28 protein-coding genes and 1 pseudogene are annotated in these 26,997 nt (G+C 70.0%); 18 read left to right on the top strand and 11 right to left on the bottom strand.

What is annotated here, in order from left to right:
• Positions 1-24: 24 nt before the first annotated feature.
• Positions 25-1,260, bottom strand: coding sequence for an alpha/beta fold hydrolase (locus tag AB0F44_RS13830; protein WP_357356229.1), 1,236 nt, complete (start codon positions 1,258-1,260; stop codon positions 25-27).
• Between the two features lie 118 nt (positions 1,261-1,378).
• On the opposite strand from AB0F44_RS13830, the gene bioB reads away from it, so the two are divergent.
• From bioB to AB0F44_RS13790, 8 genes are read left to right on the top strand one after another with little or no spacing between them, the layout of a single operon-like run.
• Positions 1,379-2,554 carry a biotin synthase BioB gene (gene bioB, locus AB0F44_RS13825; protein ID WP_357356227.1) on the top strand — a complete coding sequence of 392 codons (1,176 nt, stop codon included), beginning with the start codon at positions 1,379-1,381 and terminating at the stop codon, positions 2,552-2,554.
• Positions 2,535-3,830, top strand: coding sequence for an adenosylmethionine--8-amino-7-oxononanoate transaminase (bioA, locus tag AB0F44_RS13820; protein ID WP_357356225.1), 1,296 nt, complete (start codon positions 2,535-2,537; stop codon positions 3,828-3,830). The genes bioB and bioA overlap by 20 nt, the downstream gene beginning before the upstream one ends.
• A 1-nt stretch (position 3,831) precedes the next feature.
• Positions 3,832-4,950: an 8-amino-7-oxononanoate synthase gene (locus tag AB0F44_RS13815; protein ID WP_357356223.1), complete on the top strand. Its 1,119-nt coding sequence runs from the start codon at positions 3,832-3,834 to the stop codon at positions 4,948-4,950.
• Complete coding sequence (gene bioD / locus AB0F44_RS13810; protein WP_357356221.1) at positions 4,947-5,594, top strand: dethiobiotin synthase; 648 nt, start codon at positions 4,947-4,949, stop codon at positions 5,592-5,594. Before AB0F44_RS13815 ends, bioD begins: the two co-directional genes overlap by 4 nt.
• An 11-nt stretch (positions 5,595-5,605) precedes the next feature.
• Positions 5,606-6,571 carry a metal ABC transporter substrate-binding protein gene (locus AB0F44_RS13805; protein WP_357356219.1) on the top strand — a complete coding sequence of 322 codons (966 nt, stop codon included), beginning with the start codon at positions 5,606-5,608 and terminating at the stop codon, positions 6,569-6,571.
• A gap of 44 nt (positions 6,572-6,615) precedes the next feature.
• The gene (locus AB0F44_RS13800) at positions 6,616-7,401 is read left to right on the top strand and encodes an ABC transporter ATP-binding protein (protein WP_357356217.1); all 786 of its coding nucleotides are present in this window, start codon (positions 6,616-6,618) and stop codon (positions 7,399-7,401) included.
• Positions 7,402-8,421, top strand: coding sequence for a metal ABC transporter permease (locus AB0F44_RS13795; RefSeq protein WP_357356215.1), 1,020 nt, complete (start codon positions 7,402-7,404; stop codon positions 8,419-8,421). It begins immediately after the preceding gene.
• A complete protein-coding gene (locus AB0F44_RS13790) occupies positions 8,408-8,815 on the top strand; it encodes a Fur family transcriptional regulator (protein WP_357356213.1) in 408 nt (135 codons plus the stop codon). The genes AB0F44_RS13795 and AB0F44_RS13790 overlap by 14 nt, the downstream gene beginning before the upstream one ends.
• Here AB0F44_RS13790 and AB0F44_RS13785 read toward each other — a convergent pair.
• The 3 genes and pseudogenes from AB0F44_RS13785 to recO form a co-directional block, all read right to left on the bottom strand.
• Positions 8,812-9,606, bottom strand: coding sequence for an isoprenyl transferase (locus AB0F44_RS13785; RefSeq protein WP_350664605.1), 795 nt, complete (start codon positions 9,604-9,606; stop codon positions 8,812-8,814). The two genes, AB0F44_RS13790 and AB0F44_RS13785, sit on opposite strands and share 4 nt — an antisense overlap.
• A 139-nt stretch (positions 9,607-9,745) precedes the next feature.
• A pseudogene (locus AB0F44_RS13780) lies at positions 9,746-10,555 on the bottom strand (YibE/F family protein); the annotation flags it as partial.
• Positions 10,556-10,897: 342 nt separating this feature from the next.
• A complete protein-coding gene (gene recO / locus AB0F44_RS13775; RefSeq protein ID WP_357356211.1) occupies positions 10,898-11,626 on the bottom strand; it encodes a DNA repair protein RecO in 729 nt (242 codons plus the stop codon).
• Between the two features lie 98 nt (positions 11,627-11,724).
• On the opposite strand from recO, the gene AB0F44_RS13770 reads away from it, so the two are divergent.
• Positions 11,725-13,197 carry an HTTM domain-containing protein gene (locus AB0F44_RS13770; protein WP_357356209.1) on the top strand — a complete coding sequence of 491 codons (1,473 nt, stop codon included), beginning with the start codon at positions 11,725-11,727 and terminating at the stop codon, positions 13,195-13,197.
• 91 nt (positions 13,198-13,288) lie between these two features.
• Positions 13,289-14,104, top strand: a complete 816-nt coding sequence (locus AB0F44_RS13765; RefSeq protein ID WP_357356207.1) for an ion transporter — start codon at positions 13,289-13,291, stop codon at positions 14,102-14,104.
• Positions 14,105-14,112: 8 nt separating this feature from the next.
• On the opposite strand, the gene AB0F44_RS13760 is transcribed toward AB0F44_RS13765, so the two are convergent.
• Positions 14,113-15,489: a PLP-dependent aminotransferase family protein gene (locus AB0F44_RS13760; RefSeq protein ID WP_357356206.1), complete on the bottom strand. Its 1,377-nt coding sequence runs from the start codon at positions 15,487-15,489 to the stop codon at positions 14,113-14,115.
• 67 nt (positions 15,490-15,556) lie between these two features.
• Between AB0F44_RS13760 and AB0F44_RS13755 the strand changes: the two genes are divergently transcribed.
• On the top strand, positions 15,557-16,519 hold the full coding sequence (locus AB0F44_RS13755; protein WP_357356204.1) for a DMT family transporter: 963 nt from the start codon (positions 15,557-15,559) through the stop codon (positions 16,517-16,519).
• On the opposite strand, the gene leuA is transcribed toward AB0F44_RS13755, so the two are convergent.
• Positions 16,500-18,260: a 2-isopropylmalate synthase gene (gene leuA / locus AB0F44_RS13750; protein WP_357356202.1), complete on the bottom strand. Its 1,761-nt coding sequence runs from the start codon at positions 18,258-18,260 to the stop codon at positions 16,500-16,502. The two genes, AB0F44_RS13755 and leuA, sit on opposite strands and share 20 nt — an antisense overlap.
• Before the next feature lie 208 nt (positions 18,261-18,468).
• On the opposite strand from leuA, the gene AB0F44_RS13745 reads away from it, so the two are divergent.
• Genes AB0F44_RS13745 through AB0F44_RS13730 form a run of 4 tightly spaced genes read left to right on the top strand, consistent with a single transcriptional unit; the run spans position 18,469 to position 21,089 of the window.
• Complete coding sequence (locus AB0F44_RS13745) at positions 18,469-18,873, top strand: pyridoxamine 5'-phosphate oxidase family protein (protein WP_357356200.1); 405 nt, start codon at positions 18,469-18,471, stop codon at positions 18,871-18,873.
• The gene (locus AB0F44_RS13740) at positions 18,873-19,361 is read left to right on the top strand and encodes a flavodoxin family protein (protein ID WP_357356198.1); all 489 of its coding nucleotides are present in this window, start codon (positions 18,873-18,875) and stop codon (positions 19,359-19,361) included. The genes AB0F44_RS13745 and AB0F44_RS13740 overlap by 1 nt, the downstream gene beginning before the upstream one ends.
• 46 nt (positions 19,362-19,407) lie before the next feature.
• The gene (locus AB0F44_RS13735) at positions 19,408-20,241 is read left to right on the top strand and encodes a septum formation family protein (protein WP_357356196.1); all 834 of its coding nucleotides are present in this window, start codon (positions 19,408-19,410) and stop codon (positions 20,239-20,241) included.
• A gap of 2 nt (positions 20,242-20,243) precedes the next feature.
• Positions 20,244-21,089, top strand: coding sequence for a septum formation family protein (locus AB0F44_RS13730; RefSeq protein WP_357356195.1), 846 nt, complete (start codon positions 20,244-20,246; stop codon positions 21,087-21,089).
• A gap of 111 nt (positions 21,090-21,200) precedes the next feature.
• On the opposite strand, the gene era is transcribed toward AB0F44_RS13730, so the two are convergent.
• Genes era through AB0F44_RS13715 form a run of 3 tightly spaced genes read right to left on the bottom strand, consistent with a single transcriptional unit; the run spans position 21,201 to position 23,757 of the window.
• The gene (era, locus tag AB0F44_RS13725) at positions 21,201-22,127 is read right to left on the bottom strand and encodes a GTPase Era (protein ID WP_357356193.1); all 927 of its coding nucleotides are present in this window, start codon (positions 22,125-22,127) and stop codon (positions 21,201-21,203) included.
• The gene (locus AB0F44_RS13720) at positions 22,124-22,906 is read right to left on the bottom strand and encodes a siderophore-interacting protein (protein ID WP_357356191.1); all 783 of its coding nucleotides are present in this window, start codon (positions 22,904-22,906) and stop codon (positions 22,124-22,126) included. Before AB0F44_RS13720 ends, era begins: the two co-directional genes overlap by 4 nt.
• A gap of 50 nt (positions 22,907-22,956) precedes the next feature.
• The gene (locus tag AB0F44_RS13715) at positions 22,957-23,757 is read right to left on the bottom strand and encodes a helix-turn-helix transcriptional regulator (protein WP_357356189.1); all 801 of its coding nucleotides are present in this window, start codon (positions 23,755-23,757) and stop codon (positions 22,957-22,959) included.
• Positions 23,758-23,844: 87 nt separating this feature from the next.
• Between AB0F44_RS13715 and AB0F44_RS13710 the strand changes: the two genes are divergently transcribed.
• Both AB0F44_RS13710 and AB0F44_RS13705 read left to right on the top strand, forming a co-directional pair.
• Positions 23,845-24,252 carry an isomerase gene (locus AB0F44_RS13710; RefSeq protein ID WP_357356187.1) on the top strand — a complete coding sequence of 136 codons (408 nt, stop codon included), beginning with the start codon at positions 23,845-23,847 and terminating at the stop codon, positions 24,250-24,252.
• A 1-nt stretch (position 24,253) separates the two neighbouring features.
• Positions 24,254-24,880, top strand: a complete 627-nt coding sequence (locus tag AB0F44_RS13705; protein WP_357356185.1) for a hypothetical protein — start codon at positions 24,254-24,256, stop codon at positions 24,878-24,880.
• On the opposite strand, the gene AB0F44_RS13700 is transcribed toward AB0F44_RS13705, so the two are convergent.
• Both AB0F44_RS13700 and AB0F44_RS13695 read right to left on the bottom strand, forming a co-directional pair.
• The gene (locus AB0F44_RS13700; protein WP_357356183.1) at positions 24,881-25,219 is read right to left on the bottom strand and encodes a VOC family protein; all 339 of its coding nucleotides are present in this window, start codon (positions 25,217-25,219) and stop codon (positions 24,881-24,883) included.
• Complete coding sequence (locus AB0F44_RS13695) at positions 25,219-25,755, bottom strand: pyridoxamine 5'-phosphate oxidase family protein (protein ID WP_357356182.1); 537 nt, start codon at positions 25,753-25,755, stop codon at positions 25,219-25,221. Before AB0F44_RS13695 ends, AB0F44_RS13700 begins: the two co-directional genes overlap by 1 nt.
• A gap of 126 nt (positions 25,756-25,881) precedes the next feature.
• On the opposite strand from AB0F44_RS13695, the gene AB0F44_RS13690 reads away from it, so the two are divergent.
• On the top strand, positions 25,882-26,892 hold the full coding sequence (locus AB0F44_RS13690) for a hypothetical protein (protein WP_357356180.1): 1,011 nt from the start codon (positions 25,882-25,884) through the stop codon (positions 26,890-26,892).
• The last annotated feature ends 105 nt before the right edge of the window (positions 26,893-26,997 follow it).

Below are 26,997 nucleotides of genomic sequence, written 5' to 3'. Positions count from 1 at the left end.
TGGCCCTTCGTTGACGAACCGTCGTCAGACGCGCCCGCGGACCATCCCGATGAGACGGTCCAGGACCTCCTCGGGGGCGACCTGGACGCCGTTGTGGAGGTGGGCGTTGGTGATCCACGGGCGGAGGGTGGGGACCAGGTCGGCGGTGGCGAGGGAGTGCTCGCGCAGGACGTACGGGTCGTCGTAGTAGACCGCCGCGGCACATGGGACGTCGACGGCGGCGAGCGCGCTCGGGTCGTAGAGGCTCGGCCACTCGCGCTCGGCCAGCAGGTCCGCGGTCTCGGCGAAGGGAGCCAGCAGCGGGTCCTCGGTCAGGTGCCACGGGAAGAGGTGCTCGGCGGTGAAGAGAGTCGGGTCCTCGTACGCCGCGGGCTGGACGCGCGCGGAGGCCCAGCGAGTGGCCTGGGCATCGGCGTAGCAGGCCTCGTGGACGAGTACGTAGAGCGGCGAGTGTCCGCTGAAGGGCAGCAGCGACGCGACCTCGTGACCGAAGCCGAGTCCGGCCGGGTCGCGCTCGAGAAGGTAGTGGATCTGCTCGGAGCCGCCGGTCATGCCGAGCCGGTTGCCGATCCCGCGCGCCTGACGGGCGGAGAGCAGGCCGCCGTGCGGGAGCCGGATGTCGCCGGCGTCGCAGCGCTCGACCAGCGCTCGCATCCGGTCGCGGTCGCCGGGGAAGCGGGCGTAGTGGCGCTCGGTGAGCTCGATCGTGCGGGCGAAGGTCGCGGCGTAGATCTCGTCGACGGGCAGTCCGACCGGCGGCACTCCCCCGGTGAACATCACCTCGCGCAGCGACTCCGGGTGGGTCGAGAGATAGCGCAGCGAGCAGAAGCCGCCGAAGGACTGGCCCAGGAGCGACCACCGATCGATGCCCAGGTGGGCGCGGAGGAGCTCGGCATCCTCGACGATCGAGTCGGCGCGGAAGTGGGCCAGGTAGTCGGCCTGCTCCTGCGGGCTCATGCCGGTCATTGCGGTGAGCGGTGTCGACCGCCCGGTCCCCCGCTGGTCGAGGAGGATCAGCCGATAGTCCTCGAGAGCCCGCTCCAGCCAACCCGGAACCATCGGGAGGTCGATCGGGCGCGGGCTCTCTCCGCCCGGGCCGCCCTGGAGGAAGAGCAGCGCGTCACGGTCGTCGCGATCGCCCGGACGACGCACCTCGCGGGCGAAGACGGTCAGCGTCTCCGGCCCGCCGCCGAGATGGTCCAGCGGCACCTCGATCTCGTGCTCGATCAGGACCAGTCCGGGGATCGTCTCGATGCGCACGAGCCGATCCTAATGCCGGTCAGGTGGACGGCGACGTTGCGGTACGGCCCGACAGAACCTAACCTGAACACCGTTCAACTGAACGTTGTTCAGGTAGCCATCCCGAGGAGACTCCCGCATGACGACAGCCTTCGACCAGCTAGCCGACCGGATCCTGTCCGGCGGGGCCGCCACCGCCGAGGACGCAGTGGCCGTGCTGCGTACGCCCGACTCGGAGCTGATGAGTGTCGTCGCCGCGGCGGGACGACTGCGGCGCGAGCACTTCGGCAACACCGTGAAGGTGAACTACCTGGTCAACCTGAAGTCCGGCCTGTGCCCGGAGAACTGCAACTACTGCAGCCAGGCGCTCGGGTCGCAGGCGCCGGTCCTGAAGTACTCCTGGCTCTCCAAGGACGAGACCCTCGAGCAGGCCGGCGCCGGGCTGCGTGGTGGCGCCACCCGCGTCTGCATGGTCTCCTCGGGCCGCGGACCCTCCGAGCGCGACATCGACAAGGTCGTCGAGATGACCTCCGCGCTGAAGGACGCGCACGAGGGCGTCGAGGTCTGCGCCTGTCTCGGGCTGCTCAAGGGCGGCCAGGCCGAACGGCTCAAGGCAGCCGGGGTGGATGCGTACAACCACAACATCAACACCGCCGAGTCCAACCACGACAACATCGTCCAGACGCACACCTACGAGGACCGCATCGACACCATCGGCAAGGCCAAGGACGCCGGCCTCTCGCCGTGCTCGGGCCTCATCGCGGGCCTGGGCGAGACCGACGAGCAGCTCGTCGAGGCCCTCTTCGCGCTCAAGGAGCTCGACGCCGACTCGATTCCGGTGAACTTCCTGATGCCGTTCGACGGGACGCCGTACGAGAACACCTGGGAGCTCTCCCCCACCCGCTGCGTGAAGATCCTGGCGATGGCGCGCTTCGTCTGCCCGGACAAGGAGATCCGGATCGCGGGCGGGCGCGAGATGCACCTGCGCTCGCTGCAGGCCACGGCGCTGCAGGTCGCCAACTCGATCTTCCTCGGCGACTACCTGACCTCCGAGGGTCAGGACGCGCTGGCCGACCTGGAGATGCTGCGCGACAACGGCTTCGTCATCCTCGGCATGGACGAGAGCGCGTTCGACGAGCTCATCGAGGAGCACCGCACCAAGGCCGCCGGTCGCGTCGCGGGCGGTGGCTGTGGCAGCAGCTGCGGCGACGGGTGCGGCAGTGCCTCTGGCGGGGCCTGCGGTGGCCACGACGAGCAGGACGGCCCGGTGATCCGGCGCCGCGGAGCGGGGACCGATGTCGCTGCCAACGCTTGACAGGGGCCACGATCTGCTCGCCTTCGACCGCGAGCACATCTGGCACCCCTACACCTCGATGACCGACCCGGCGCCGGTGCGGCTCGTGACCGGCGCCGAGGGCGTACGCCTCCACCTCGACGACGGCGGCGACCGCCTCGAGGTCGTCGACGCGATGTCGTCGTGGTGGTCGGCGGTCCACGGCTACCGGGTGCCCGAGCTGGACGCCGCGCTCGCCGAGCAGACCGGCCGGATGGCGCACGTGATGTTCGGCGGCCTGACCCACGCACCGGCGGTCGACCTCGCCGAGCGGCTCGTCTCGATCACCCCGGATCCCCTGCAGCACGTCTTCCTCGCCGACTCCGGGTCGGTGAGCGTCGAGGTGGCGATCAAGATGGCGCTGCAGAGCCAGCGAGGCCGCGGGCGGCCGGAGCGTACGCGCCTGCTGACCGTGCGCGGCGGCTACCACGGCGACACCTTCGGCTGCATGAGCACGTGCGACCCGGTCGGCGGGATGCACTCGATGTTCACCGAGATGCTCGCGCCGCAGGTCTTCGCCGAGCGCCCGCCGGCGCCGGGTGGCGACGTGGAGGCGTGGGCCGAGGGCGTACGCCGCCTGGCGGCCGAGCACGCCGACGAGCTCGCCGGGATCATCCTCGAGCCGCGGCTCCAGGGCGCGGGCGGGATGTGGGTCTACGACGACCGGTGCCTGGTCGTGCTCCGCGAGATCGCCGACGAGCACGGACTGGTGCTGATCTTCGACGAGATCGCCACCGGCCTCGGCCGCACCGGCGACCTCTTCGTGTCCTCGCTGGTCACCCCGGACATCCTCTGTCTCGGCAAGGCGCTCACCGGCGGCTACATGACCCTGGCCGCCGTGCTGACCACCTCCGAGGTCGCGCACGCGATCTCCCGGAGCGAGTCGGGTGTGCTCATGCACGGGCCGACCTTCATGGGCAACCCGCTCGCCTGCGCGGTGGCGCTGGCCTCCCTGGACCTGCTGGCCGCCCGCGGCTGGGAGCAGGACGTGTCCCGGGTCTCCGCCGCGCTCTCGACGGGCCTCTCCCCGCTGGCTGCCGCTCCGGGTGTCAGCCAGGTCCGCGTCCTCGGCGCCGTCGGCGTGGTCCAGCTCGACCATCCGGTGGATGTCGCCAAGGCCACCGACGCCGCGCTGCGGGAGGGCGTCTGGATCCGGCCGTTCCGCGACCTGATCTACACGATGCCTCCCTACATCACCGGCGAGGACGACCTCGCCCGCATCTGCCGGGCCGTCGCCGCGGCCGCGGAGGTGGCCTGACATGGGGTGGCAGACCTGGCTCGAGGAGGCCGCCACGGCGCGGGAGGCGGCCGGGCTGACCCGGCGGCTACGGCCGCGTGGACCCGACGACGGCGTCGTCGACCTGGCCGGCAACGACTACCTGGGCCTGTCCGGTCACCCGGACGTACGCCGCGCCGCGGCCGAGGCGGCCATGCTCTGGGGTGGTGGCGCGGGTGCGTCCCGCCTGGTCACGGGCACCTTGACGCTGCACGGCGACCTGGAGGCCGAGCTCGCCGACTGGCTCGGGCAGCCGGGCGCGCTGACCTTCTCCACCGGCTACCACGCCAACCTCTCGGTCGTCGGAGCCCTGGCCGACCGGACCGCCCACGTCGTCTCGGACGCGCACATCCACGCCTCGCTGATCGACGCCGTACGGCTCTCCCGGGCCCAGCTGACGGTCGTGCCCCACAACGACGTGGCGGCGGTCCGGGCGGCGCTCGCGGCGCGTCCGGGCGTACGCAGCCTGGTGCTGGCCGAGTCCGTCTACTCCGTCCTCGGCGACGAGGCGCCGCTGACGGCACTGGCGGAGGTCTGCGCGGAGCACGGCGCGCTGCTCGTCGTCGACGAGGCCCACGGCGTCGGCGTGCACGGGCCGGGGCTCGTCCACCGCCACGGTCTCGCCGGGCGGCCCGACGTGCTCGTCACCGCGACGCTCTCCAAGAGCCTGGGCAGCCAGGGCGGAGCCGTACTGGGGCCGCGAGCGGTCCTCGACCACCTGGTCAACACCGCCCGCCCGTTCATCTTCGACACCGGCCTGGCCCCCGCCTCCGCCGCCGCGGCCCTGGCCGCGGCGCGGATTTCGCGTGCTCGCCCGGACCTCGCCGACACCATCCGCTCTCGCGTCACCGAGCTGGCCCGGACCCTCGGCGTCCCGGCTCCCGCCGGCGCGGTCCTGTCGGTGCCGATGCCGTCCCCCGAGGCTGCGGTCTCCGCACAGGCGGACCTGCTCAGCGAGGGCGTACGCGTCGGCTGCTTCCGCCCGCCGTCGGTCCCCGACGGGGTCTCCCGGCTGCGGATCACCGCCGGAGCGGGTGTCACCGACGAGGAGTGGGATCGGGCGACCAAGGCCATCGACACGATCGTGGGTGAGGTCCGGTGAGCGGGCGGGTGGTGATCGTCACCGGCACCAACACGGGCGTCGGCAAGACGGTCGCGACGGCGACGCTGGCGGCCCGGGCGCGCACCAACGGCGAGAAGGTCACGGTCGTGAAGCCGGTGCAGACCGGCACCGCCGACGGCGACTGCGACGCCGCCGAGATCCGCCGGCTGACCGGGATCGAGGTCCACGAGCTCACCAGTCTGGAGGAGCCGCTCGCGCCCGACACCGCCGCCCGGCGGGCCGGGGTGGAGATCCCGGCGGTCGCTGCGTACGCTCCGACCATCTCTGCCCTGACCAGCGAGAACGACCTCGTCCTCGTCGAGGGCGCAGGCGGCCTGCTGGTGCGTCTGGACACCGACGGCGGCACGCTCTTGGACGTGGCCGACGCCCTTCTCGCCGAGGGCGTACCGACATCGTTCGTCGTCGTCACGGCGGCCGGTCTTGGCACCCTCAACCACACCGAGCTGACCGTGGCCGCGTTGCGCGCTCGTGGGTACGAGCCCGACGGGTTGATCATCGGCTCCTGGCCGGGTGATCCAGGGCTTGCCGAACGGTGCAACCGCATCGACCTCCCCCGGGTGACCGGCGTACCCCTGCTGTTCGGCATCCCGGAAGGAATTGACAACCATTCTCAACTAGCCTGAGAATGGTTCTCATGACCCCCGCTACCCGCTCCGCTGGCCTCCTTGCCGCCGGCGCACTCCTGCTCACCTCGGGCTGTGCCGCCCTCTCCGACGACTCCGGTTCCTCCGCCTCCGGATCCGACTCGGGGAAGGTCCAGGTCGCAGCGGCGTTCTACCCTCTGGAGTTCGTCGCGGAGCGGGTAGCGGGTGACCTCGCCGAGGTCACCCCCCTCACCAAGCCGGGCGTCGAGCCGCACGACCTCGAGCTCAGCATCAACCAGACCGCCGCGCTGCAGAGCGCCGACCTGATCCTCACCGAGCACGGCTTCCAGCCCGCCGTCGACGACGCGGTCGAGCAGGACGTCAAGGGTGACGTCGTCGACGTCGAGAAGGTCGTCGAGCTCCGCCCCGCCGAGGAGGGCGGGGACGAGCACGCCGAGGAGGAGGCAGAAGGTCATGCTGAGGAGGAGGACCACGGCGAGTTCGACCCCCACTTCTGGCACGACCCGCTGCTGATGGCGCAGTACGCCGAGGGCGTACGAGACGCGCTTGCCAAGGCGGACCCCGACAACGCCGAGACCTACGAGGCCAACGCCAAGTCCCTCACCGAGGACCTGACGAAGGTCGACGAGGAGTTCAAGACCGGCCTGGCGCAATGCAAGATCAAGGAGGTCGTGGTCTCTCACGACGCCTTCACCTACCTGGACAAGTACGGCGTGGAGTTCGAGCCGATCGCCGGCCTGACCCCCGACGCCGAGCCCAACCCGGCCCAGCTCGCCAAGATCGGCGAACAGGCCAAGGAGCACGGCGTGACCACGATCTTCTCCGAGCGCCTGGTCAGCACCGCGCTCGCCGACACCCTCGCCGACGACCTTGGTCTCAAGACCGCCGTGCTCGACCCGATCGAGGGCCTCTCGGCAGACACCGAGGGAGAGGACTACCTTTCCCTCATGCGCCAGAACCTCGACGCCCTGAAGGCGGCCAACGGTTGTCAGTGAGCAAATCAGGGACCAAAAACAGCACGGTCCCCGCCGATGTCCCCGTGCAGCTCCTGCACGGGGATGTCGCCCTGTCCGGACGCCCCGTCCTGCGCGAGGTTGACCTGACGGTCAAGCGCGGTGAGTTCGTCGCGCTGATGGGTGCCAACGGCTCCGGCAAGTCGACGCTCGTACGCACCCTGGTCGGCCTCAACCCGCTCTCGGCCGGTCGCCTGGAGCTGTTCGGCCGCCCCTTGGCCGGCTTCCACGACTGGTCGCGGGTCGGCTACGTGCCGCAGCGAAGCACAGCCACCGGCGGCGTACCCGCCTCGGTCTGGGAGGTCGTCGCCTCTGGCCGGCTCACCCACCGCAAGCTGCTGCGGCCATTGCGCAGCGCCGACCGGACCGCGATCCGGGCGGCGCTCGAGGTGGTCGGGATGGATGCGTACGCCCACCGTGGGGTCGCCCAGCTCTCCGGCGGTCAGCACCAGCGGGTGCTGATCGCGCGGGCGCTCGCCGGCCGCCCCGAGCTGCTGCTGCTCGACGAGCCCACCGCCGGCGTCGACCTGCCCAACCAGCATGCGCTGGCAGGGGCTCTCGGCCGGCTCAAGGACGACGGCGCCACGATCGTGCTGGTCGCCCACGAGCTCGGGCCGCTGGCTCCGCTGGTCGACCGCGCCGTCGTCATGCGCGACGGGCGCAAGGCCTACGACGGCCAGCCGCTCTCCGACGCCGACGTCCACGCCCAGGGCTTCGACGCCGGGTACGTCCACTGCGACACTGGGCTCGATTCAGCTGGCTCGACCGCCGCGCCCAACGCCGCCGTCCCGACCCCGCTGAAGGAGCTCTAAGTGACTCTCCTCGAGCTCTTCTCGGTGCCGTTCATGCAGCGGGCCCTGATCGCGGCGTTCCTCGTCGGGATCGCGGCACCGGCGGTCGGCACCTACATCGTGCAGCGACGACTGGCGCTGATGGGTGACGGCATCGGCCACGTCGCCGTCACCGGCGTCGCGATCGGCCTGTGGACCCAGACCTCACCGACCTGGGCCGCGGTGGTCGTGGCCATCGCCGGGGCCGTGGTCATCGAGATCGTACGCGAGCGCGGCCACGCCGAGGGCGACGTCGCCCTGGCGATGCTCTTCTACGGCGGGCTCGCCGGCGGCGTCTTCGTCACCGGGCTCGCCGGCACCGGCGCCTCCCGGCTCCAGGAGTTCCTCTTCGGCTCGATCCTGACGATCTCGGTCGACGACCTGCTCGTGACGATGGCCCTCGCGGTCGTGCTGATCGTGATCTGCGTCGGCCTCTCGCCGCAGCTGTTCGCGGTCTCCCAGGACGCCGACTACGCCAAGGTCGCCGGACTGCCGGTGCGGTTCTACTCGATCCTCGTCGCCGTGCTCGCTGCCCTGAGCGTGGTGATCGCGATGCGCACCGTCGGACTGCTGCTCGTCTCCGCACTCATGGTCGTGCCGGTCGCGATCGTGCAGCAGCTGACCCGGTCGTTCCGGATGACGCTGCTCGGCGCGATGGGCGCCGGCCTGGTCGCCTCGGTCGGCGGCCTCGGGCTGGCGGCCGCGCTCTCCCGCACCGGCGCCAACGTCCAGCCCGGCCCCAGCATCGTGCTGGTCGCGCTGGCCGGGTTCTTCCTGGTCTGGCCGATCGGCGCCTGGCTGCGCCGCCGGCGGGCCCTCGTGGCCCCGTTCCCGGAGACCGCCCCGATGGAGAAGCCGGTCGACGAGGCACATCCGCATCACCACGGCGAGAAGTGCGGCCACGTAGCGGTCGAGCACGGCGACCACGTCGACTACATCCACGACGGCCACCGGCACGCGGCGCACGTCGGCGCGGAGGGAGAGCACTATGACGAGCATTGATCCTTCGGCGACTGAACCGTCCAGCGCCCTGCGCCCCACCAAGCAGCGGCTCGCCGTCGCCGAGGCGCTACGGACGTACGACGGCTTCCACTCCGCCCAGGAGATCCACTCCCGTCTCGACGGTGCCGTCGGCCTGGCCACGGTCTACCGCACGCTGACCGCGCTGGCCGAGGCCGGCGCGGTCGACGCGATGCGCTCCGAGGACGGCGAGACGATCTACCGCCGCTGCTCCGACACCCACCACCATCACCTGGTCTGCCGTCAGTGCGGCCGGACCGTCGAGGTCGAGGGCCCCGCCGTCGAGCGCTGGACCAAGACCATGGCCGAGGAGAACGGCTTCACCGACGTCTCCCACACCCTGGAGATCTTCGGCACCTGCACCGACTGCCGCTAGAGCTGGACCGGGTTCGGCAGCGCGCCGCCGTAGCGGCGGTCCCGGGAGGCGTACGTCTCGATGGCATGCCACAGGTGGCGGCGGTCGACGTCGGGCCACAGCACGTCGGTGAAGACGAACTCGGAGTAGGCGGCCTGCCAGAGCATGTAGTTGGAGAGCCGCTGCTCGCCGGAGGTGCGCCAGATGAGGTCGGCGTCGGGGAGGTCGGGGACGTAGAGGTAGCGCTCGAAGGTCTTCTCGGTGATCTTCTCCGGACGCAGCTTCCCGGCGCGTACGTCCTCCCCCATCCGCCGCACGGCGTCGGTGAGCTCGGCGCGGCCGCCGTAGTTGACGCACATCGTCAGCGTGCAGACGGTGTTGTCCTTCGTCATCTCCTCGGCGATCTTGAGCTCGTTGATGACGGACTTCCACAGCCGGGGCGCGCGACCGGCCCAGCGCACCCGGACACCGAGCTCGTTCATCTCGTCGCGGCGGCGGCGGATGACGTCGCGGTTGAAGCCCATCAGGAACTTCACCTCGTCGGGCGAGCGCGACCAGTTCTCGGTGGAGAACGCGTAGGCCGAGATGGCCTTCACGCCGATCTCGATGGCTCCTTCGACGACGTCGAAGAGCGAGGACTCACCCTCTTCGTGGCCCTTGGTCCGGGGGAGGCCACGCTCCTTGGCCCATCGGCCGTTGCCGTCCATGATGATCGCCACGTGGTGCGGGACGAGGTCCTTGGGGACCGGGGGCGGGGTAGCCCCGGACGGGTGGGGTGTTGGGGTACGGACCGGCTTGCTCACGAGGTGCAACCCTAGTCGGGCGATAGCCGGGAGGCGGCTGCGGCCCGGGAGGCTGCGGCCGGGGCGGGACCATCGGGCGCCGGGGCGCGTCGTACTCCATCTCCTCCGGGCCACTGGCCGGGCCAGGGAGGGTCAGCGCGCCGATGATCGTCGTGATCGGCATCGCCAGGACCACCCCGATGCCCGCCGCCATCGTGGCGACGATCTCGCCGGCCATCTGCTCGGTCGTGAGCAGCGAGAAGAAGGTGCGGTCGTAGAGCTGGATCACCAGCAGCAGGGTGAGCGCGCTGCCGACGTAGGCGAACACGATCGTGTAGATCGTCGAGGCGACGTGGTCGCGGCCGATCCGCATCGCGCCGCGGAAGATGTCCCAGCGCGAGGTGGAAGGTCCGGCGGCGCGCAGCTCCCACACCGCGGAGGCCTGGGTGATGGTGACGTCGTTGAGCGCGCCGAGGCCGGCGATGATCACCGCGGCGACCAGCAGGCTCTGCAGGTCGAGCGCGGCGTCGAGCGAGGAGAGCGTCTGACCGCTCTCCGAGCCCAGGCCGCTGAGCCGGCTCGCGCCGATCGCGAAGGTGCCGATCAGCGCGGTCACCGCGACCCCGGCCAGGGTGCCGGCGAGCGCCACCGACGTACGCACCGAGAACCCGTGGGTCGTGTAGAGCACCACGTAGAGGATCAGCACCGAGGAGATCAGCGCGACCCACGCCGCGGGCTCGCCGGAGAGCAGCGCGGGCAGCAGAAACAGCCACACCACCGCTCCCGCGAACCCCAGGCCGAGCACCGCCATCAGCCCGCGCAGGCGCGCGACGGCCACGACACAGACCACGAAGAGGCCGACCAGCAGGAGCAGCGGCGGCCCGCGCTTGACGTCGAAGAAGGCGTACGTCGCCTCCCCCTCCTTCTCCGTGCGGGACAGCTCCACCTCGTCACCGGTCTCCAGCCCGGAGCGGGCCATCGGGGTCGAGATCTCCACCGCGACCTCGGTGCCGGTGTCGGGTCCGCTGGTCAGCGTCGCGCCGGCGGTGTTGCAGCCCTTCGGCGTGCCCTCGGCGCTGCACGGCTCCGCGACCGAAGTGACCTCTGCCGTCTCGAAGACGACGCCGTCGGCGACGAACTCCTGCGACCCCTGGAGCTTCTCGACCGCGGCACGGTCGGGCCACCACAGGGCCACGCCGACGACGGTGATGACGGCGACGAGCACCAGCGAGACGGTCAGCACCATCCGCGGCACGGCCTCGACCTCCACCTCGGCGTCGTGCCCACCGTGGGAGTGGCCGTGGGAGTGGGCCATCTTTTCTCAGCTCTCGACGTATTCGAGCGAGCGCAGGTTGCGGTCCAGATGCCAGGAGAGGTACGCAGCGACCAACCCGCTCGCCTGCCTGCTGGTCCGGTCCTCGGCGCCGCCGACGGTATCCCAGTCACCTGAGAGCAGCGCACCGAGGTGGGCGAGCGTCTCGGGCGAGGGCGTCGCCGAGCCCGGCACCCGGCAGGTCGTGCACAACGCGCCGCCCATGGAGACGTTGAACCACCGGTGCGGACCCTCCAGCCCGCAGCGCGCGCAGGCCTCGAAGCTCGGCGCGTAACCGGCAACGGCCAGCGAGCGGAGCAGGTAGGAGTCGAGGACGTGGCGGGGAAGCCGATCGCCCTGGGCGAGCACCCGCAGCCCACCCACGAGCAGCAGATACTGCTGCGGCGCCGGCTCGCCCTCCTCGTGGACCAGCCGGTCGGCGGTCTCGAGCATCGCGGTGCCGGCGGTGTAGCGGTCGTAGTCCAGTCCGATCCCGGCATGGAACAGGGTGAGGGTCTCGGCCTGGGTGATCGTGTCGAGGTTGCGCCCCTCGGCGAACTGCAGGTCGACGTGGGTGAACGGCTCCAGCCGCGAACCCCACCGCGAGGTGGTACGCCGCACGCCCTTCGCCACCGCACGCACCCGGCCGTGGTGGCGGGTGAGCATGGTGATGATGCGATCGGCCTCACCCAGCTTGTGGGTGCGAAGCACGATGGCCTCGTCGCGGTAGAGGGGCACGGTCCCATTCTGCAGCACTCGCCTCACCATCGGGCGGCGCCCGGTCCGCGTCGGCGAGAAACCAGATAATCCGGCGAGAAACCAGATGTAATCCCGCCATGACCAGGTTCAGCCCTCGGTCCACCTTCGCCGTGGCCGACGTACGGATTCGAAGGCTGACCTTCGACCAGCTCAGCCTGTTCACCATGCTCTGGGCGGGACAGGGTCTGATCCAGCTCCTCACCTATGAGTACTTTCCCCGCGACGCCCTGTTCGGTCTGCTTCTGGTGGCAACGCTCGCGGCGATCGTCCTGCCCAATCGCACCCTGGCGCTCGCGACGATGCTCGTGCTCAACCTGGCCTATTCCTGGGCACACATGCCCTATCAGGTCAATCATCATCTGCTCGAGGACTGCATCAATCTGATCCTGCTCGGCGCGTTGGCCATCGCGTGGATGCGGCGCCGACGCGGTCGAGCCGACATCGGCATCCGCTCGGCGACGTACGAAGCCTTCGCGGGTCCGGCCCGCGGTGCCGTGGTCGTCATGTACGTGTGGTCGGGGATCGCGAAGGCCAACACCGACTTCTTCGACCCGATGGTGGGTTGCGCAACCACGCTGCTCGGCACTGCCCTCCATGCCGAGCAGAACAGCGCGATCGTGGCGTGGCTCGCGACTCCGGTCACGGCCGGCACCTTGGTCACCGAGATCGGCTTGGGGCTGCTGCTCGCCTTCCGCAGAACGCGGTTCCTCGCCATTCCGATCGGGCTGTTGTTCCACCTCTCCCTTGCGGTGGTCCCGATCGCGGCGATCCAGGCGTTCAGCTACGTCGCCGTCGCGACGTACGCCCTGTTCATCAGCCCCGAGGTCGCCACCGCAGCCAGCGACCTGGTCGGCAACAGCCTTCGTTGGCTACGACGCCACCTGGTCGCCACCGTCGCGAGCGGTGCGGTGGCGGTCAGTGTCCTGGTGGTCGCCGTGACACTCGCATCCAGGACCATCGGGAACGACGAGGCCTTCACCTATGCCCGGGTGGGTCTGTGGTTCCTCGGCCTCGTGGTTCTCATCGTCGTATATCTTCGGTCCCTGCTCGCGGTGGTACGCCGCGACGGGCCGCGTGCCATAGCCGTCTCTGATCCGCTGTTCACCGGATCGCCCGTGCTGTGGGTCGTGACCTTGCTCGTCCTGGTGAACGGCAGCCTCCCCTACCTCGGTTTCAAGACGCAGACATCGTTCACGATGTTCAGCAACGTCTGGACCGAGGACGGCCGGACGAACCATTGGTTCATCAGCCCGGCCATCCAGATCGGCGACTATCAGGGCGACCTGGTCAAGATCATCGAGACCGATGACCCCGAGCTCGCCGAGGTCGCTGACGCCGGCCACTCGTTGACCCGGTTCGAGTTCGAGCGGGCCTTGAGCGAGAAGGACGACATATCCGTGGAGTGCAGCTGTTATGGGCAGATCCGTCGCATCGAGAAGGTCGATGGCGAGTTCATCGGATATGAACCCCGCTTCTCCTACACCCCGTTCTTGGGCAAGGTGATGTCGTTCCGCTCGGTCCCGGACGGCAAGGTCGCCTGCACCCAGTGACCACGCTGCCGACCTCACGTCGCAGCCACACGATGGCAACGACGCGTGTGGGTGGTCGTGATTGGTCGGCTCGTCTCCTATCGTGCGGGTCATGAGCTCAACAGGCATCGCGACCGTGCCGACCCGCCCCGCGCACCACGACCGCGAGCCCGGCACCGCCGCCGGACCGCCGGTCACCGTCGTCGACTGGCTGATGCTGGTGCTCGCGATCATCTCGGTCGTTCTGCTGGTCTGGATCACCTTCTGGGATGTTCCCCAGCCCTGGGAACGCCGGGTGATCGTCGCCGACTACGTGATCTGCGGGATCTTCTTCGTCGAGTTCTGCTTCCGGTGGCGCAGGTCCGGTCTGGGCTGGAAGTTCCTGGCGCTCTACTGGTACGAGATCCTCGGCATGATCCCGCTCTCGGACCCGGCCTTCCGTGCCTTCCGGCTGCTGCGGGTGGTCGTCATCTTCCTGCGGCTGATGCGCGCCGCCGACCGTGCCTTCGGTGACCGGGTCTCGGCGTACGTCGTGGGGAGGTTCTCCGGATCGATCGTCGACGCGATCCGCAAGCCGATCACGGTCGCGGTGCTCGACGAGGTGATCGCGGTGATCCAGACCGGCAACTACACCCGGCACATCTCCAGCGCGATCGAGGAGAACCGCGCCGAGATCGACAACCTCATCATCGACCTCATCCGTCAGGACCAGGCGGCCGGGAAGCTGAGGTACCTCCCCTTCCACGACGACGTCGTCCGTCTCGTGGCCGACACCGTGCTTCGTCTGGTCGACGAGGGCCTGGCCGACCCGCGGGTCCACGAGATCATCTCCGACGCCATCCGCGAGTCCGCCAAGGAGCTGCGGGAGAACATCGGCTCGGACGAGCACGCCGCGGTCAAGCTGGATCAGGAGCGGTTCGGGAAGTAGGTCTCGATCTAGGAGATCAGTGCAGCCAGCCGCCTGACCGCCTCCCGGAGGCGGTCAGGGGTCGTCGCCGCGTAGCCGATCACCAGACCCGGAGGACCCTCGCCCTCGCGGTGCCGGCTCAACGGGTGGACGGCGATGCCCGCCTCGAGCGCGGCCGTGGCGACCGCCGCGTCGTCGACTCCGTCGGGGAGCGTCGCCAGTACGTGCAGTCCGGCCGCGATGCCTCGGACCCGCACAGTCGGCAGATGCTCGGCGAGCGCCTCGAGCAGGGCGTCCCGTCGCGCCTTGTGCCGTTGCCGGACCAGTCTCAGGTGCCGCTCGAAGGTACCCGAGCTGAGCATCCGCGCCAGGGTGATCTGGGGTAGCGCCGGGCTGGCCAGGTCGAGCCAATAGCGCGCCTCGACCAGCTCCTCCTGCATCCCGGACGGGGCGACCAGCCAGCCGATCCGCATCGCGGGCGCGAGCGTCTTGGAGACGCTGCCGAGGTGGACGACCTGGTCGGGTGCGAGCACCTTCACGGCCGCGACCGGCGGTCGGTCGTATCGGTGCTCGGCGTCGTAGTCGTCCTCGATCACCAGCCGGTGCGGCGCCGCCCGGACCCACTCGACCAGCTCCCGGCGCCGCTGCGGGGAGAGCACGACCCCGGTCGGGAACTGGTGGGCGGGGGTGACCACGACGGCATCGACACCGCTGGCGTCGAGCGCCGCCACGTCCAGACCGTCGTCGTCCACCGGCACCGGGACCATCGTCATCCCCCACCGCTGCAGGTGCACGCGGCCGCCGTACGACCCCGGCTCCTCGAAGCCGACCGTGGTCCTGCCGCGCTCCTCCAGCCAGCGTGCCAGGAGCACGAGCCCCTGGGCGACGCCGTTGATCACCAGGATCTCGTCGGGCGAGACCGTGAGGCCGCGGGTGCGGCCAAGCCAGACCGCGAGCGCCTCCCGGAGCACCGGCACGCCGCGCGGGTCCCCGTAGCCGAGGTCGGCGCTGCCGATCTCGGCGATCACGTCCCGCGACGCCTTCGCCCATGCGGCTCGCGGAAAGGCCGAGAGGTCGGGCACTCCCGGGGAGAGGTCCAGATCGGGCGTCGGCAGCCGGGTGGCGGCACCGAGGCGGCGTACGGCTCCGGGGACCGCGCTCACCCGCGTGCCGCCGCCACTGCGCGCCGAGAGCAGCCCCTCGTCGGTCAGCCGCTGGTACGCCTCGACCACCACCCCGCGCGAGACGCCGAGCTGGGTGGCGAGGGTGCGCGATGCCGGCACCCGGGCACCGACCGCGAGCCGGCCATCGGCGACTGCGTCGCGCAGCGCACCGGTGAGCCAGGCCGCCAGCCCACCCGGCGGCACGCCGGCCGGGTCGAGCTGGAGGAAGTCCGCACCGGTCACTTGGTCCACTCTGCCACGTCTCGTTTGGATCTGTCCGCCAGACCAAGTTCGGGCGAACCTCGTAGACATGACCACCGAAGCCCTCCCACACCCCGACACCGCTGGCGGAGCAGCACCGCACCGCGGCACCCTGCTCGGCATCGTCTTCGCCGCCGCCGGGATGGCCTGCGTCGGCAGCAGCGTCGCCGTCTCCGCCGCGATCACCGACGCCCCTCTCTTCACGCTGCAGAGCGTCCGGTACGCCCTCGCCGCCATCCTCCTGCTCGCCGTCGCACGGGTCACCGGCTGGCGGGTGCCGCGACCGCGCGGTCGTGAGTGGCTCTGGCTGGCCGGAGTGGCGACCGCGGGCCTGGTGCTCTTCAACGTCGGCGTCGTCCGAGGAGTCGCCCATGCCGAGCCCGCGGTGATCGGCGTCGCCGTCGCCGCCGTCCCGATGCTGCTGGCGATCGTCCCGGCGATCGCGACCCGCACCCTCCCGGCTCGCACCGTGATCATCGGGGCCATGGTCGTGACCGCGGGGGCGGTCGTGGTCGAGGGCTTCGGGAGGACCGACGCGGCGGGCGTCGGCTACGCGCTCCTGGTGCTGGTCTGCGAGGCGGGCTTCACGCTCCTGGCGGTGCCCGTCCTCCCCCGCCTGGGCGCCTTCGGTGTCTCGTTCCACTCGGTTTGGATGGCCACCGCGGGCATGGCCGTCATCGGTGTCGCGACCGAGGGTCCGACCGCGGTCACCACCCTCGACACCGTCGATCTGCTCGCGGCGCTTCACCTGGCCGCGGTCGTCACCACGCTCGCGTTCCTGCTCTGGTTCACCGCGGTCCGGCGCCTCGGCTCCGGGCGCGCCGGCCTGCTGACCGGCGTCGTGCCCGTGTCCGCGGCCGCCCTCGGCGTACCGCTCAACGGAATCGTGCCCGGCCCGATGGTGTGGGTGGGCACCGCGGTGGTCGCGCTGGGCCTGGTGATCGGGCTGCGCGGGTCGCCGCTGCGGGGTCGCCCCCGCAGCGGCGCCGACGTCAGCCGCGCGGGATCGTGACCGCCTGGGCGCGGTTGGCCGCGCAGACGACGGCCCGCAGCGAGGCGGTGACGATGTTCTCGTGGATGCCGATGCCCCACACGATCTCGCCGGCGATCTCGCACTCGACGTACGCAGCCGCGGCCGCGTCGCCGCCGGCGGAGAGCGCGTGCTCGGCGTAGTCGAGGACCCGGATCTCGGCGCCGGCCTCCTTCAGCGCGTCGACGAAGGCGGCCACGGGGCCGTTGCCGACGCCCTTGTAGGTGCGCTCCTCGCCGCGTACCCGCAGGTCGACGATCTGCTCGTCGCCACCCTCGGCGTCGGTCACCGAGGACCAGCTCTCCAGGGCGTACGGCTCCTCACGGGCGAGGTACTCGGCAGAGAAGATCGACCAGATCTCTTCGGGGCTGACCTCGCCACCCTCGGAGTCGGTGTGCTGCTGGACCACGCGGCTGAACTCGATCTGCGCACGACGCGGCAGGTCCAGGGAGTGCTCGGTCTTGAGCAGGTAGGCCACGCCGCCCTTGCCAGACTGGCTGTTGACCCGGATGACGGCCTCGTAGGTGCGGCCGACGTCCTTGGGGTCGATGGGCAGGTAGGGCGCCTCCCACGGGATCTCGCTGGTCGACTTGCCGGCCTCGGCGGCGATCCGGTCGAGGTCCTCCAGGCCCTTCTTGATGGCGTCCTGGTGGGAGCCGGAGAAGGCGGTGTAGACCAGGTCGCCCGCGTAGGGGTGGCGTGGGTGGACGTTGATGTTGGTGACGTACTCGACCGTACGGCGGATCTCGTCGATGCCGCCGCCGACGGTGAAGTCGATCTGCGGGTCGATGCCCTGGGAGAAGAGGTTCATGCCCAAGGTGACCAGGTCGACGTTGCCGGTGCGCTCGCCATGACCGAACAGGCAGCCCTCGACGCGGTCGGCGCCGGCCATCAGGCCGAGCTCGGTGGCCGCGACCGCGGTGCCGCGGTCGTTGTGCGGGTGGAGGCTGATGGCGGAGTGCTCGCGGCGGGTCAGGCCCCGGCCGAAGTACTCGATCTGGTCGGCGTAGGTGTTCGGGGTGGACATCTCCACGGTGGCGGGCAGGTTGAGGATGATCTCCCGGCCTGCCTCCGGCTGCCACACGTCCGAGACCCGCTCACAGACCTCGAGCGCGTAGTCGGTGTCGGTCTGGGTGAAGATCTCCGGGCTGTACTGGTAGCCGAAGTCCTCGGTGCCGATCAGCTCGGGGACGTGCTCCTCGGCGTACTTCATCACCATCTCGGTGCCACGCACCGCGATCCCGATGCACTCGGCCGGGGTCACGTTGAACACGACCCGGCGGAACAGCTCCGCGGTGGCGTTGTAGAGGTGGATCGTGGCGCGCGGGGCGCCGGCGATCGACTCGGCGGTGCGCGAGATGAGGTCCTCGCGAGCCTGGGTCAGGACCGAGATCTGTACGTCATCGGGGATCCGGTCGTCCTCGATCAGCTTGCGCACGAAGTCGAAGTCGGTCTGCGAGGCCGACGGGAAGCCGACCTCGATCTCCTTGTAGCCCATCGCGACCAGCAGCTCGAACATCCGCAGCTTGCGGGCCGGCGTCATCGGGTCGATCAGGGCCTGGTTGCCGTCACGCAGGTCGGTGGAGAGCCAGCGCGGAGCCTTGGTGACCTTCTTCGCGGGCCAGGTGCGATCGGGTACGTCGACCGGCACGAACGCGCGATAACGCTGGTGCGGCATCCCCGACGGCTTCTGCTGGTTGCGGGAGTTGCTCAGGTTGGTCATGCGGAATCCTCATCAGATGGAAGCGAGTGCCGGCGCACGTCAAACCTCCGCAGCGAGGGAGTCCGGCTTCTCAGACCCCGCTGCGGCAGCTAAGGAGGAGGCTGCGCATCATGACTCGGTAACAATAACAGAACAGAACTGGCAGACTGGCCGGGCAGGCGATTGATCCTCAAACACTGAGACGCAGAAGTGACGACGAAGGGGAGGAATGGGCGTGGCCCAACTGGCAGAGCTCACGGTCGAGGAGTCCTGGCGGCTCGCGGCGGACATCCAGGTCTCCCGGATCGGATGGACCGGCCCGCGCGGCCCGGTGGTGCTACCGGTCAACCACGTCGTGCACGAGGAAGCGCTCTGGATCCGCACCTCGGCCCACTCCTCGATGGCCGAGCAGATCGACGAGAGCGCCGTCGCGCTGCTGGTCGACGATCTCGACCCCGACACCCATGTGGGCTGGTCGGCGCTGTTCAAGGGACGCGCGGAGATCCTCTACCGCGAGGACCAGATCCCCGACCTCGTCAAGAACCTCCACCCCTGGCCGGCCGGCCCTCGTCCGTTGTGGGTGCGGCTGCGCCCCAAGGAGGTCACCGGCCGCCGTCTGGGCGCTGACGGCTGATGCCTCGCCTGCTCGTCGTCCACCACTCCCCCACCCGGTCCCTGAAGCGGCTGACCGATGCGGTCGTCTCCGGCGCCAACGACCCCGAGATCGAGGGCGTCGAGGTCGTCGTACGTCCCGCTCTGGAGGCGACAGCCGAGGATGTCTTGGCCGCCGACGGCTACGTACTCGGCACGACTGCCAACTTCGGCTACATGTCGGGCGCCCTGAAGCACTTCTTCGACTCGATCTTCCTGGACGTGGGCGGCGCGCTCGACCCCTCCGGCGGAGCCGGAGAGTCGGCTGGTGCCACTGCCAAACGTCCCTATGGCTTCTATGTCCACGGCCGCTACGACACCACCGGCGCGATCCGCTCGGTGCAGTCCATCGTCGGCGCCCTCGGGTGGGCCCAGTCCTACGACATCCTCGACGTCCTGGGAGACGTCGAGGACGCGCATGTCGAGGCGGCGTACGAGCTCGGAGCCACGCTGGCCGCCGTCCTCGACTGATTGTCCTTTCGGCCTGCTCATGGATTCGCAAGTAGAGTCGATCCCCGTGATCGGCCATACCCCCAGACGTACGACATCTTTGTCGCTCCTGATCGTGGTGCTCGCCGTCCTCGCGCTCAGCGGGTGCGGCGGTGATCGGGCGGCTGCCAAGGGCGAGGACCCGAAGCAGGTGGACTCGACGGCGCTGCCCGAGGTCGGCAAGTGCCGCAACCTCACCCACGAGGATGTCGCCGAGGCCTACAACTTCGACAAGTACGTCCCCTGCGACGAGCCGCACAACGCCGAGACCTTCGGCGCCGGACCGCTCCCGGACGAGTTCAAGGACGCGGAGTACGGCGACGAGAAGGTCAACGAGTGGGCCTTCAGCCAGTGCCGCAAGCTGCTGGAGAAGTACGTCGGCTCCGACCAGAGCCTCTTGATGCGCTCGATGCTCTCCCACGTCTACTTCGGACCCTCGGAGAAGGCCTGGGACGAGGGCGCGCGCTGGATCCGCTGCGACGTGGTCGGCGGCGGCCAGCAGGGGGCCGAGTACGTCGACCTGCCGACCACCACCCGCAACCTGCTCAAGGTCAAGAAGGTCGAGGACGTCGAGGACCGCTGGATGGTCTGCGCCGAGGGCAAGAGCGTCGCCTCCGCGAAGGTGCCCTGCTCCGAGCCGCACCAGATGCGTGCGGTGACGACCATCAAGCTGGGCGAGGCCAAGACCAAGTTCCTCGGTGTCGCGGAGTCCAAGAAGAAGGCCACGCAGTACTGCAAGGGCTCGGTCCAGGCCTGGTTGGGTTACCCGGAAAGCTTCGACTACGGGTACACATGGTTTGGAGAGAAGGAGTGGAACGCCGGCAACCGCTGGGCGGTCTGCTGGGCGGTGACCGAGGAGTGAGCATGCGAGACACGCTGAAGCGGAGCCCGAAGCGATCGGCGCCGTTGTGGGGGGCTCTCGTCGTCGTGGGGGCCATGGCTCTCGCCGGTTGTGGTGGCGGCGAGCCGAAGTCGGCTCCGTCACCGTCATCCGCGCCTCCGTCCGCCTCCGCCTCGGCGGCACCGTCCCCGAAGGAGGGGGCCTGCTACAACCTCACCTACGACGAGGCACTCGCCCCGACCGCCGGCGGCACCGCGGTCACCTGCAAGGGCAAGCACACCACCCAGACGTACGCCGTGGGCCGGCTGAGGAACGTAGTCGACGGCCACCTCGTCGCGGTCGACTCGGAGCAGGTCGCGGCCCAGGTCGCCGAGGCGTGCCCCAACAAGGTCACCAAGTACCTCGGTGGTGACGCCGACGACCTGCGCCTCTCGATGCTGCGCCCGGTCTGGTTCACGCCGACCATCAAGGAGTCCGAGGCCGGCGCCAACTGGTTCCGCTGCGACGTCATCGGCATCGCCGGCCCCAAAGCCCTGATGACCCTCAAGGGCAACATGAAGGGCGTCCTGGGCGACTCCAAGACCGCCGAGCCGTTCCGCATGTGCGGCACGGCCTCGCCGAAGTCCGAGTCCTTCAAGCGCGTCCCGTGCTCGCTCAAGCACAGCTGGCGAGCCCTGTCGGTCATCGACCTCGGCTCCGGAAAGTACCCCGGCGAGGCGAAGGTCAACAGCGCCGGCGCCGAGGACTGCAAGGCCGCTGCCGCCGAGGTCGCCGACGACCCGCTCAAGTACGAGTGGTCGTGGGAGTTCCCCAGCGCCGAGCAGTGGCAGGGCGGGCAGTCGTACGGGATCTGCTGGGCGCCGGCGTAGTCGGGCGGTTGGGATACCCGGTTAACCGGGTATTCCTGCACTTCTCGGGCATTGCAACACCCGAGAAGTGCAGGAAACACCGGAGCGCTGTGACCGGTGAGACGCGTGGGACTAGAACCCGAGCTTGCGCAGCTGCCGAGGGTCCCGCTGCCAGTCCTTGGCGATCTTGACGTGCAGGTCGAGGTAGACCGGCATGCCGAGCAGCTCCTTGATCTGCAGGCGCGCACGCTGACCGACGTCCTTGAGCCGTGAGCCCTTGTGGCCGATCACGATGCCCTTCTGGGAGTCGCGCTCGACGTAGAGGAAGGCGTGGATGTCCATCAGCGGCTTGTCCTCCGCGCGGTCCTCACGCAGACGCATCTCCTCGACGACGACGGCGATGGAGTGCGGGAGCTCGTCGCGTACGCCTTCCAGGGCCGCCTCGCGGATGAGCTCGGCGATGATGATCTCCTCGGGAGAGTCGGTGAGCTCGCCGTCGGGATAGAGCGGCGGGCCCTCGGGGAGGAGCTTGATCAGTAGGTCACCGAGGAGGTCAACCTGGTCGCCCCCGACGCTGGAGACCGGGACGATCTCGGCCCACTCGATGCCGAGGTCGACCCCGAGTGTCTGGATCGACATCAGGTGCTCGCCGATCTGCTCGGGGGTGGCGAGGTCGGTCTTGGTGGCGATCGCGACCCGCTTGATGCCCTTCTTGAGCTTGTTGGCGTTCTCCGCGATCCGGCGGTCACCGGGGCCGATCTTCTCGTTGCACGGGAAGCAGATCGCGACCACGTCGACCTCGGTCCAGGTGGCCTCGACCAGGTCATTGAGGCGCTCGCCGAGCAGCGTACGCGGCCGGTGGATGCCCGGGGTGTCGACCAGGATCAGCTGGCCGTCGGGCCGGTGGACGATGCCCTTGACCACGGTTCGGGTCGTCTGCGGCTTGTCGGAGGTGATCGCCACCTTGGTGCCGACCAGCGCGTTGGTCAGGGTCGACTTGCCCGCGTTGGGGCGTCCGACGAACGACACGAAGCCGCTCCGGAAAGCTGGCTCGGTCACTGTTGCTGCTCCTGTTGCTCGTCGTATCGCTGCCAGATCTGCTCATCGGTGAGCCCCTGGGCCTTGCCCTCACGCCACACCGGTCCGGGATCGACCGAGCGCGGCTGCCGCTTCTGGCCGCCACCGCGCCAGTAGCCCATCACGTCGTAGGCGTGGGAGTCGAGCTTCCGCTCGCGCATCAGATGCTTGCGGATCGCCCGCATCTGGCTGGACTCACCGGCCATCCAGAAGTAGCCGTCGCCCGCCGGCCACTCGATCTTCTCCACGGCCGCCGCCAGGTCGGAGGAGGTCTCCGACGGCGGGACGGACCAGGTGACCTCGGCGGTGTCGGGAAGATAGCCGGGCAGGTCGTCGGGCACCTCGGCCCAGATCCGCGTCGGCAGCGTGGTGGTCTCGGCGATCCGCGCCATGGCCGGCATCGCGGTCAGGTCGCCGACCAGCAGCAGCCACTGCGCGCCGTCGGGGGCGGCGTAGGAGCCCTTGGGCTCCGTGATCGTGACCGTCTGCCCCACCGGGTCGGTGCGCGTGGCCCACTCGGTCACCAGCCCGACGTCATGGACGACGACGTCGAGGGTCAGCTCGCCACCCTGCCACGACCGCACGGTGTAGTAGCGCGACTGGAACTGCCCCGGGACGATCAGCCCGACCCATTCGTCCGGGATCCCGGCGGACTCGAACCCGGCCAGGCCGGGACCGCCGAGCACCAGGCGTACGAGGTGGGGCGTGATCTGCTCGCGCCGCAGCACCTCCGCGGCGTACTGCTGGGCCTTGACACTCATCGCCTCAAGGTTATCCGCGCAGACGCGGCCCGCCTGCATCAGCGGCGCACTCACTCGTGGCTGATGGCGAGCAGAGCCTCCCGGGTCGCGTCGTCGGCCGGGAACATCGCCTCCACCGCGATCTCGTCGACCGTCACGTCCCGAGGCGCGCCGATCACGGAGAGGACGTAGAGGAAGGAGAGGTCGCCAAGGCTCGTACGCAGCAGCAACGGCAGCACCGGCAAGGCACCGTCTCTCGCCGTGACCGCCGGTGCCTCCACGTCGGCGCCGCGCGGGGCCGGATAGCCCTCCACGTCCTCGAGGAGCTCGGCCAGCCCGTCGGCCGCGGTGCGGTCGAGCTGCCGGCGGATGCGGCCTACGACGTGGGCTCGCCACTGGGTGTAGTTGCGCACCTGCGCCGCCAGGCCGTCGGGATGCAGCGTCGCACGCAGCATGTTGAGCCGCGGCTGCCGCAGCGCGTCCGACAGTGGAGCCAGGAAGAGCTCCATGGGCCGGTTGGTCGCCACCATGTCCCAGCGGACGTCGACCGCACAGGCCGGATAGGGCTCGTGGGCGGTGAGCACCGCCTCGACGGCGGACCTGGCGACCCCGAGGTCGTCGAGCGGCCGCTCCTGGTAGACGGGCGCGAACCCCGCCGCGAGATAGGGCCTGTTCCGCTCGCGCAGCGGCACCTCGAGCTCCTCACAGAGCCGCTCGATCATCGTCCGGCTCGGACCCGACCGGCCCGTCTCGATGAAGCTGAGATGGCGGGCCGACACGTCGGCCGCGATCGCCACCTCGAGCTGCGAGCGACGGCGACGCTCGCGCCAGTCACGAAGCAGCTCTCCGACGCTCAGCTGGGCCGTTGTCATGCCCCCAGGCTGCCGGGCGGAGCGCCGCCCGGCAACTACCCGAGAGGTAATCGACAGGGCTCGCCCAGACGGGCGATCGTCATCACCATGACCACGGAAACGACACCCATCTCACCTGCTGCCACGGCCGAGGCGTACGTCTCGTTCTGGAACCTCTCCGCCGACGACCAGCGCATCCTCGGCGCGGCCCTGTTCACCTCGGACGTCGCCCGCTCCACCCCGATCGGCGAGTCCACCGGCCTGGAGCCGCTGATCGCCTTCACCCGCCAGTTCACCGAGGGCGTCGGCGCCTACACGTTCATGGCCCGCACCGAGCCCGATGCGCACCACGGGCATGTCCGGGTGCGCTGGGAGATCCGCAAGGAGGAGGGCTCGTTCGCCGAGGGTACGGACGTCCTCGATCTGGACGAGTCCGGACGGATTGCCGCGATCACCGCGTTCATCGATCGCGCCCCCGATGGCTTCGACCCCGAGGCCCACCACGAGGAGGCCTGACGTGTTCCTGATCGAGATCGCCGCTCCCGCCGACGCACTGACCGACGGCGACCGCGCGACACTGAGGAGGGCGGTGACCGGGCTCCTCAACGAGAGCGCCACCGCGCCCGAGGAGACGATGGCTCGAGGCCGAGCGATCACCCACATCGCCTTCCGGGAGCTCGCCGGGTGGACGACCGGGGACGGAGCGTGGAGTCCGCCGGCCCCGCCGCCGTTGGTCATCACGGCCACCGTTCCCGAGGCATGGCGCGAGGAGATGTCGCGCCCGTTGTCCGGCGCCATCCGTGCCGGCGTACGCAGGGTCGACCGCGACCACGGCTGGACCAGACCGGGCGGGCACCTCTGGATCAACCTGGTCGGCATCGCGGACGGCAGCATCGGGCTCAACGGCCGACCGGCGACGGCGGACGAGCTGACGAGCTGGATGACCGAGGAGTTCCGGGCGAGGCAGAGCGCGGGCGAGGTCGACCTCCCCGAGGGCGTCGTCATCGATCCGATGTGCGGTATGCAGGTCACCCTCGGCCCCGGAGCGATCACTTTGGAGCACGGCAGTGAGACCAAGGGCTTCTGCGCGGCGTCCTGCCGGCGTGCCTACGCCAAGGAGCACGGTCTCCCGACCCCAGCCTGATCAGGCGGGGCCACCGCCCAGCCCGACCTCGTTGCCGTCGGGGTCGCGGAAGATGGTCTTGCGGACGCCGTTCTCGTACGTCTCCTGCGACTCCGGCCGCAGGCCGCGGTCGGCGATCGCGGCGAGGCGGGCGTCCAGGTCGTCGACGAAGAGGGTGACGAACCCGCTCCCGGCGAGAGCGGGCTTCACCTCGATGTAGACGTACCCGTGCTCGACCACCTCGAAGACGGCCTCGACGTCGTTGGGGTAGAAGGCCGGCGGGCCGCCGAGCAGCACCTCGTACCAGCGGGCCGCTCGCGCCAGGTCCGCGACCGGAAGTCCGGCGAACAGCTCGGTCATCAGAACCTCCAGCGGGTCGCGCCGTAGGGCTCGACGGTCGCGACCGCGTGGGCGGAGGTCGCGTCGATGCGGAAGACGTGCCAGGGCGCCGGGCCCGCGCTCTGCGCGTTGAACGGTGCGGTGACGGCCTCGCCCGACTCGTCGACCTCGGCCGGCCAGCCCTCGTCGTCGTGGTAGTGCTTGGCCACGCGCTCGAGCTCGTCGCCGAGGACCCGCGTCACGCGGCCCTCCACGACCAGGTCGAACTCACGCACCGAGAGCGACAGCGCGCACCGGGGATCGCGGGCGAGGTTGCGGCCGCGCCGCGTCCCCGGCCCGGTGACCAGGTAGAAGCTGCCGTCGAGCCAGACCGCGCCGACGGCGTTCACATGCGGACCGCCGTCGGCGTTGATCGTGCTCACCCAGGTCGTGTAGCGCCCAGGCTCGCCCTCCTGCGACCCGGGCCCCTGGTTGAACCCCTGGTCGAGGCGAGCGGTGACCTCCTCCCAGGACATGGGCGGAGCGTCGTACATCTCGGCGAGGTTGTAGGTCTCCATGACTGTCTCCTTCAGTCGGAACGGGATGTTTCACCTACTCCACGAACAGAAGGCGCGGATTTCGACACCGTGCCACAGCCGAGTGGGCGACCAGGGATGTCGGTGGTCGCGAGGATGCTGAGCCGCATGGATCTCATCGATATCGAAGGCCAACCCCTCGAGGACACGTCGACGGTCTTCACGGGCGACCCACCGCGAACGACCACCCGCCGACGACGTCCGCGACAACCTCGGCGGCGGGGCCCGACCTGGGAGCGGGTCGGGAACGGCGTGTACGTGCCAGCGGGGCTCGACGGTGACTCCCGGTGGCGAGCCGAGCTGGCGGCATGGGCGGAGGTCCTCCCCGGGTCGGCCGTGCTCACCGGGTTGACGGCCATGCAGCTCCACGACCTCTGGCTCCCTCCTCTGCCGGACGATCTGTCGATCTTCATGGCGCTGCACGAGTCCTCGGTGCGGATACGCCGCCCCGAACTGCGGATCAGTCGACACCCGCGACCACCGGCAGCCATCTCGCTCGACAATCTTCGGGTCGCGCCGGTGCCTGATGCGGCTCTGGCCTGCGCACGCGACCTCGGCGTCTTGGATCTGGTTGTCCTGATCGACAGCGCCCTCCACCTGGAGAAGTGCACGCTCGCCGATCTCCAGGCCGCCGCAGCCACTGGTCGACCGGGCTCACGTCGGCTGAGCGAGGCGTTGCGCTGGTCCGACCGTCGCTCCGAGTCCGCCTGGGAGTCCGTCCTGCGGATCATGCACACCGCGTGCGGGGTCGAGGTCGAGCCACAGGTTGATATCCACGATGCCCGTGGCGTCTTCATCGGGCGAGCCGATCTCATGGTGACCGGGACCAAAACGCTGCAGGAGTACGACGGAGCACAGCACCGTGAGCGCGGCCAGTACCGCCGCGACCGGGGAAGGGACGCGGACCTCGCCAAGGCCGGATACGTACGCCACGGTTGGATCGCGAGCCAGGTCCGCAACGACAGCTGGCTGATCCTCCGGGCGGCGACCGATGCGCTCGGCCGAGACCTAACCGTCGATGACATCCGACCATGGTGGAAGCTCTTCGAGGCGTCACTCTTCTCGAAGCCCGGGACGGCGGAGATGCGACGTACCTGGCAGTTGCCCGAAATCTCATAGCGAGTGGGCGAAAGTGGCAGCCGGACCGCGCGGCAGCGGCCCGAGCGTGACCGCACGGGCCTCGGCATCGTGGACCGCCGATGGCAGATCGGCCGCTACCCGGGC

The sequence above is a fragment of the Nocardioides sp. NPDC023903 genome (assembly GCF_040639295.1).
In the GTDB taxonomy this organism is placed as follows: domain Bacteria; phylum Actinomycetota; class Actinomycetes; order Propionibacteriales; family Nocardioidaceae; genus Nocardioides.
Note: the sequence above shows the minus strand (reverse complement) of the source record. Positions and strands in the feature narration are given on the sequence as shown.

What these genes read in the sequence shown, in the direction of transcription:
- AB0F44_RS13690 (WP_357356180.1), top strand. Translation starts at nt 25,882, where the DNA reads ATGGATCTCATCGATATCGAAGGCCAACCCCTCGAGGACACGTCGACG.
- AB0F44_RS13700 (WP_357356183.1), bottom strand. Translation starts at nt 25,219, where the DNA reads ATGACCGAGCTGTTCGCCGGACTTCCGGTCGCGGACCTGGCGCGAGCG.
- AB0F44_RS13755 (WP_357356204.1), top strand. Translation starts at nt 15,557, where the DNA reads ATGACCACCGAAGCCCTCCCACACCCCGACACCGCTGGCGGAGCAGCA.
- leuA (WP_357356202.1), bottom strand. Translation starts at nt 18,260, where the DNA reads ATGACCAACCTGAGCAACTCCCGCAACCAGCAGAAGCCGTCGGGGATG.
- AB0F44_RS13720 (WP_357356191.1), bottom strand. Translation starts at nt 22,906, where the DNA reads ATGAGTGTCAAGGCCCAGCAGTACGCCGCGGAGGTGCTGCGGCGCGAG.
- AB0F44_RS13695 (WP_357356182.1), bottom strand. Translation starts at nt 25,755, where the DNA reads ATGGAGACCTACAACCTCGCCGAGATGTACGACGCTCCGCCCATGTCC.
- AB0F44_RS13745 (WP_357356200.1), top strand. Translation starts at nt 18,469, where the DNA reads ATGGGCGTGGCCCAACTGGCAGAGCTCACGGTCGAGGAGTCCTGGCGG.
- AB0F44_RS13790 (WP_357356213.1), top strand. Translation starts at nt 8,408, where the DNA reads ATGACGAGCATTGATCCTTCGGCGACTGAACCGTCCAGCGCCCTGCGC.
- bioA (WP_357356225.1), top strand. Translation starts at nt 2,535, where the DNA reads ATGTCGCTGCCAACGCTTGACAGGGGCCACGATCTGCTCGCCTTCGAC.
- bioB (WP_357356227.1), top strand. Translation starts at nt 1,379, where the DNA reads ATGACGACAGCCTTCGACCAGCTAGCCGACCGGATCCTGTCCGGCGGG.
- AB0F44_RS13765 (WP_357356207.1), top strand. Translation starts at nt 13,289, where the DNA reads ATGAGCTCAACAGGCATCGCGACCGTGCCGACCCGCCCCGCGCACCAC.
- AB0F44_RS13815 (WP_357356223.1), top strand. Translation starts at nt 3,832, where the DNA reads ATGGGGTGGCAGACCTGGCTCGAGGAGGCCGCCACGGCGCGGGAGGCG.
- AB0F44_RS13740 (WP_357356198.1), top strand. Translation starts at nt 18,873, where the DNA reads ATGCCTCGCCTGCTCGTCGTCCACCACTCCCCCACCCGGTCCCTGAAG.
- AB0F44_RS13730 (WP_357356195.1), top strand. Translation starts at nt 20,244, where the DNA reads ATGCGAGACACGCTGAAGCGGAGCCCGAAGCGATCGGCGCCGTTGTGG.
- AB0F44_RS13770 (WP_357356209.1), top strand. Translation starts at nt 11,725, where the DNA reads ATGACCAGGTTCAGCCCTCGGTCCACCTTCGCCGTGGCCGACGTACGG.
- AB0F44_RS13710 (WP_357356187.1), top strand. Translation starts at nt 23,845, where the DNA reads ATGACCACGGAAACGACACCCATCTCACCTGCTGCCACGGCCGAGGCG.
- AB0F44_RS13805 (WP_357356219.1), top strand. Translation starts at nt 5,606, where the DNA reads ATGACCCCCGCTACCCGCTCCGCTGGCCTCCTTGCCGCCGGCGCACTC.
- AB0F44_RS13715 (WP_357356189.1), bottom strand. Translation starts at nt 23,757, where the DNA reads ATGACAACGGCCCAGCTGAGCGTCGGAGAGCTGCTTCGTGACTGGCGC.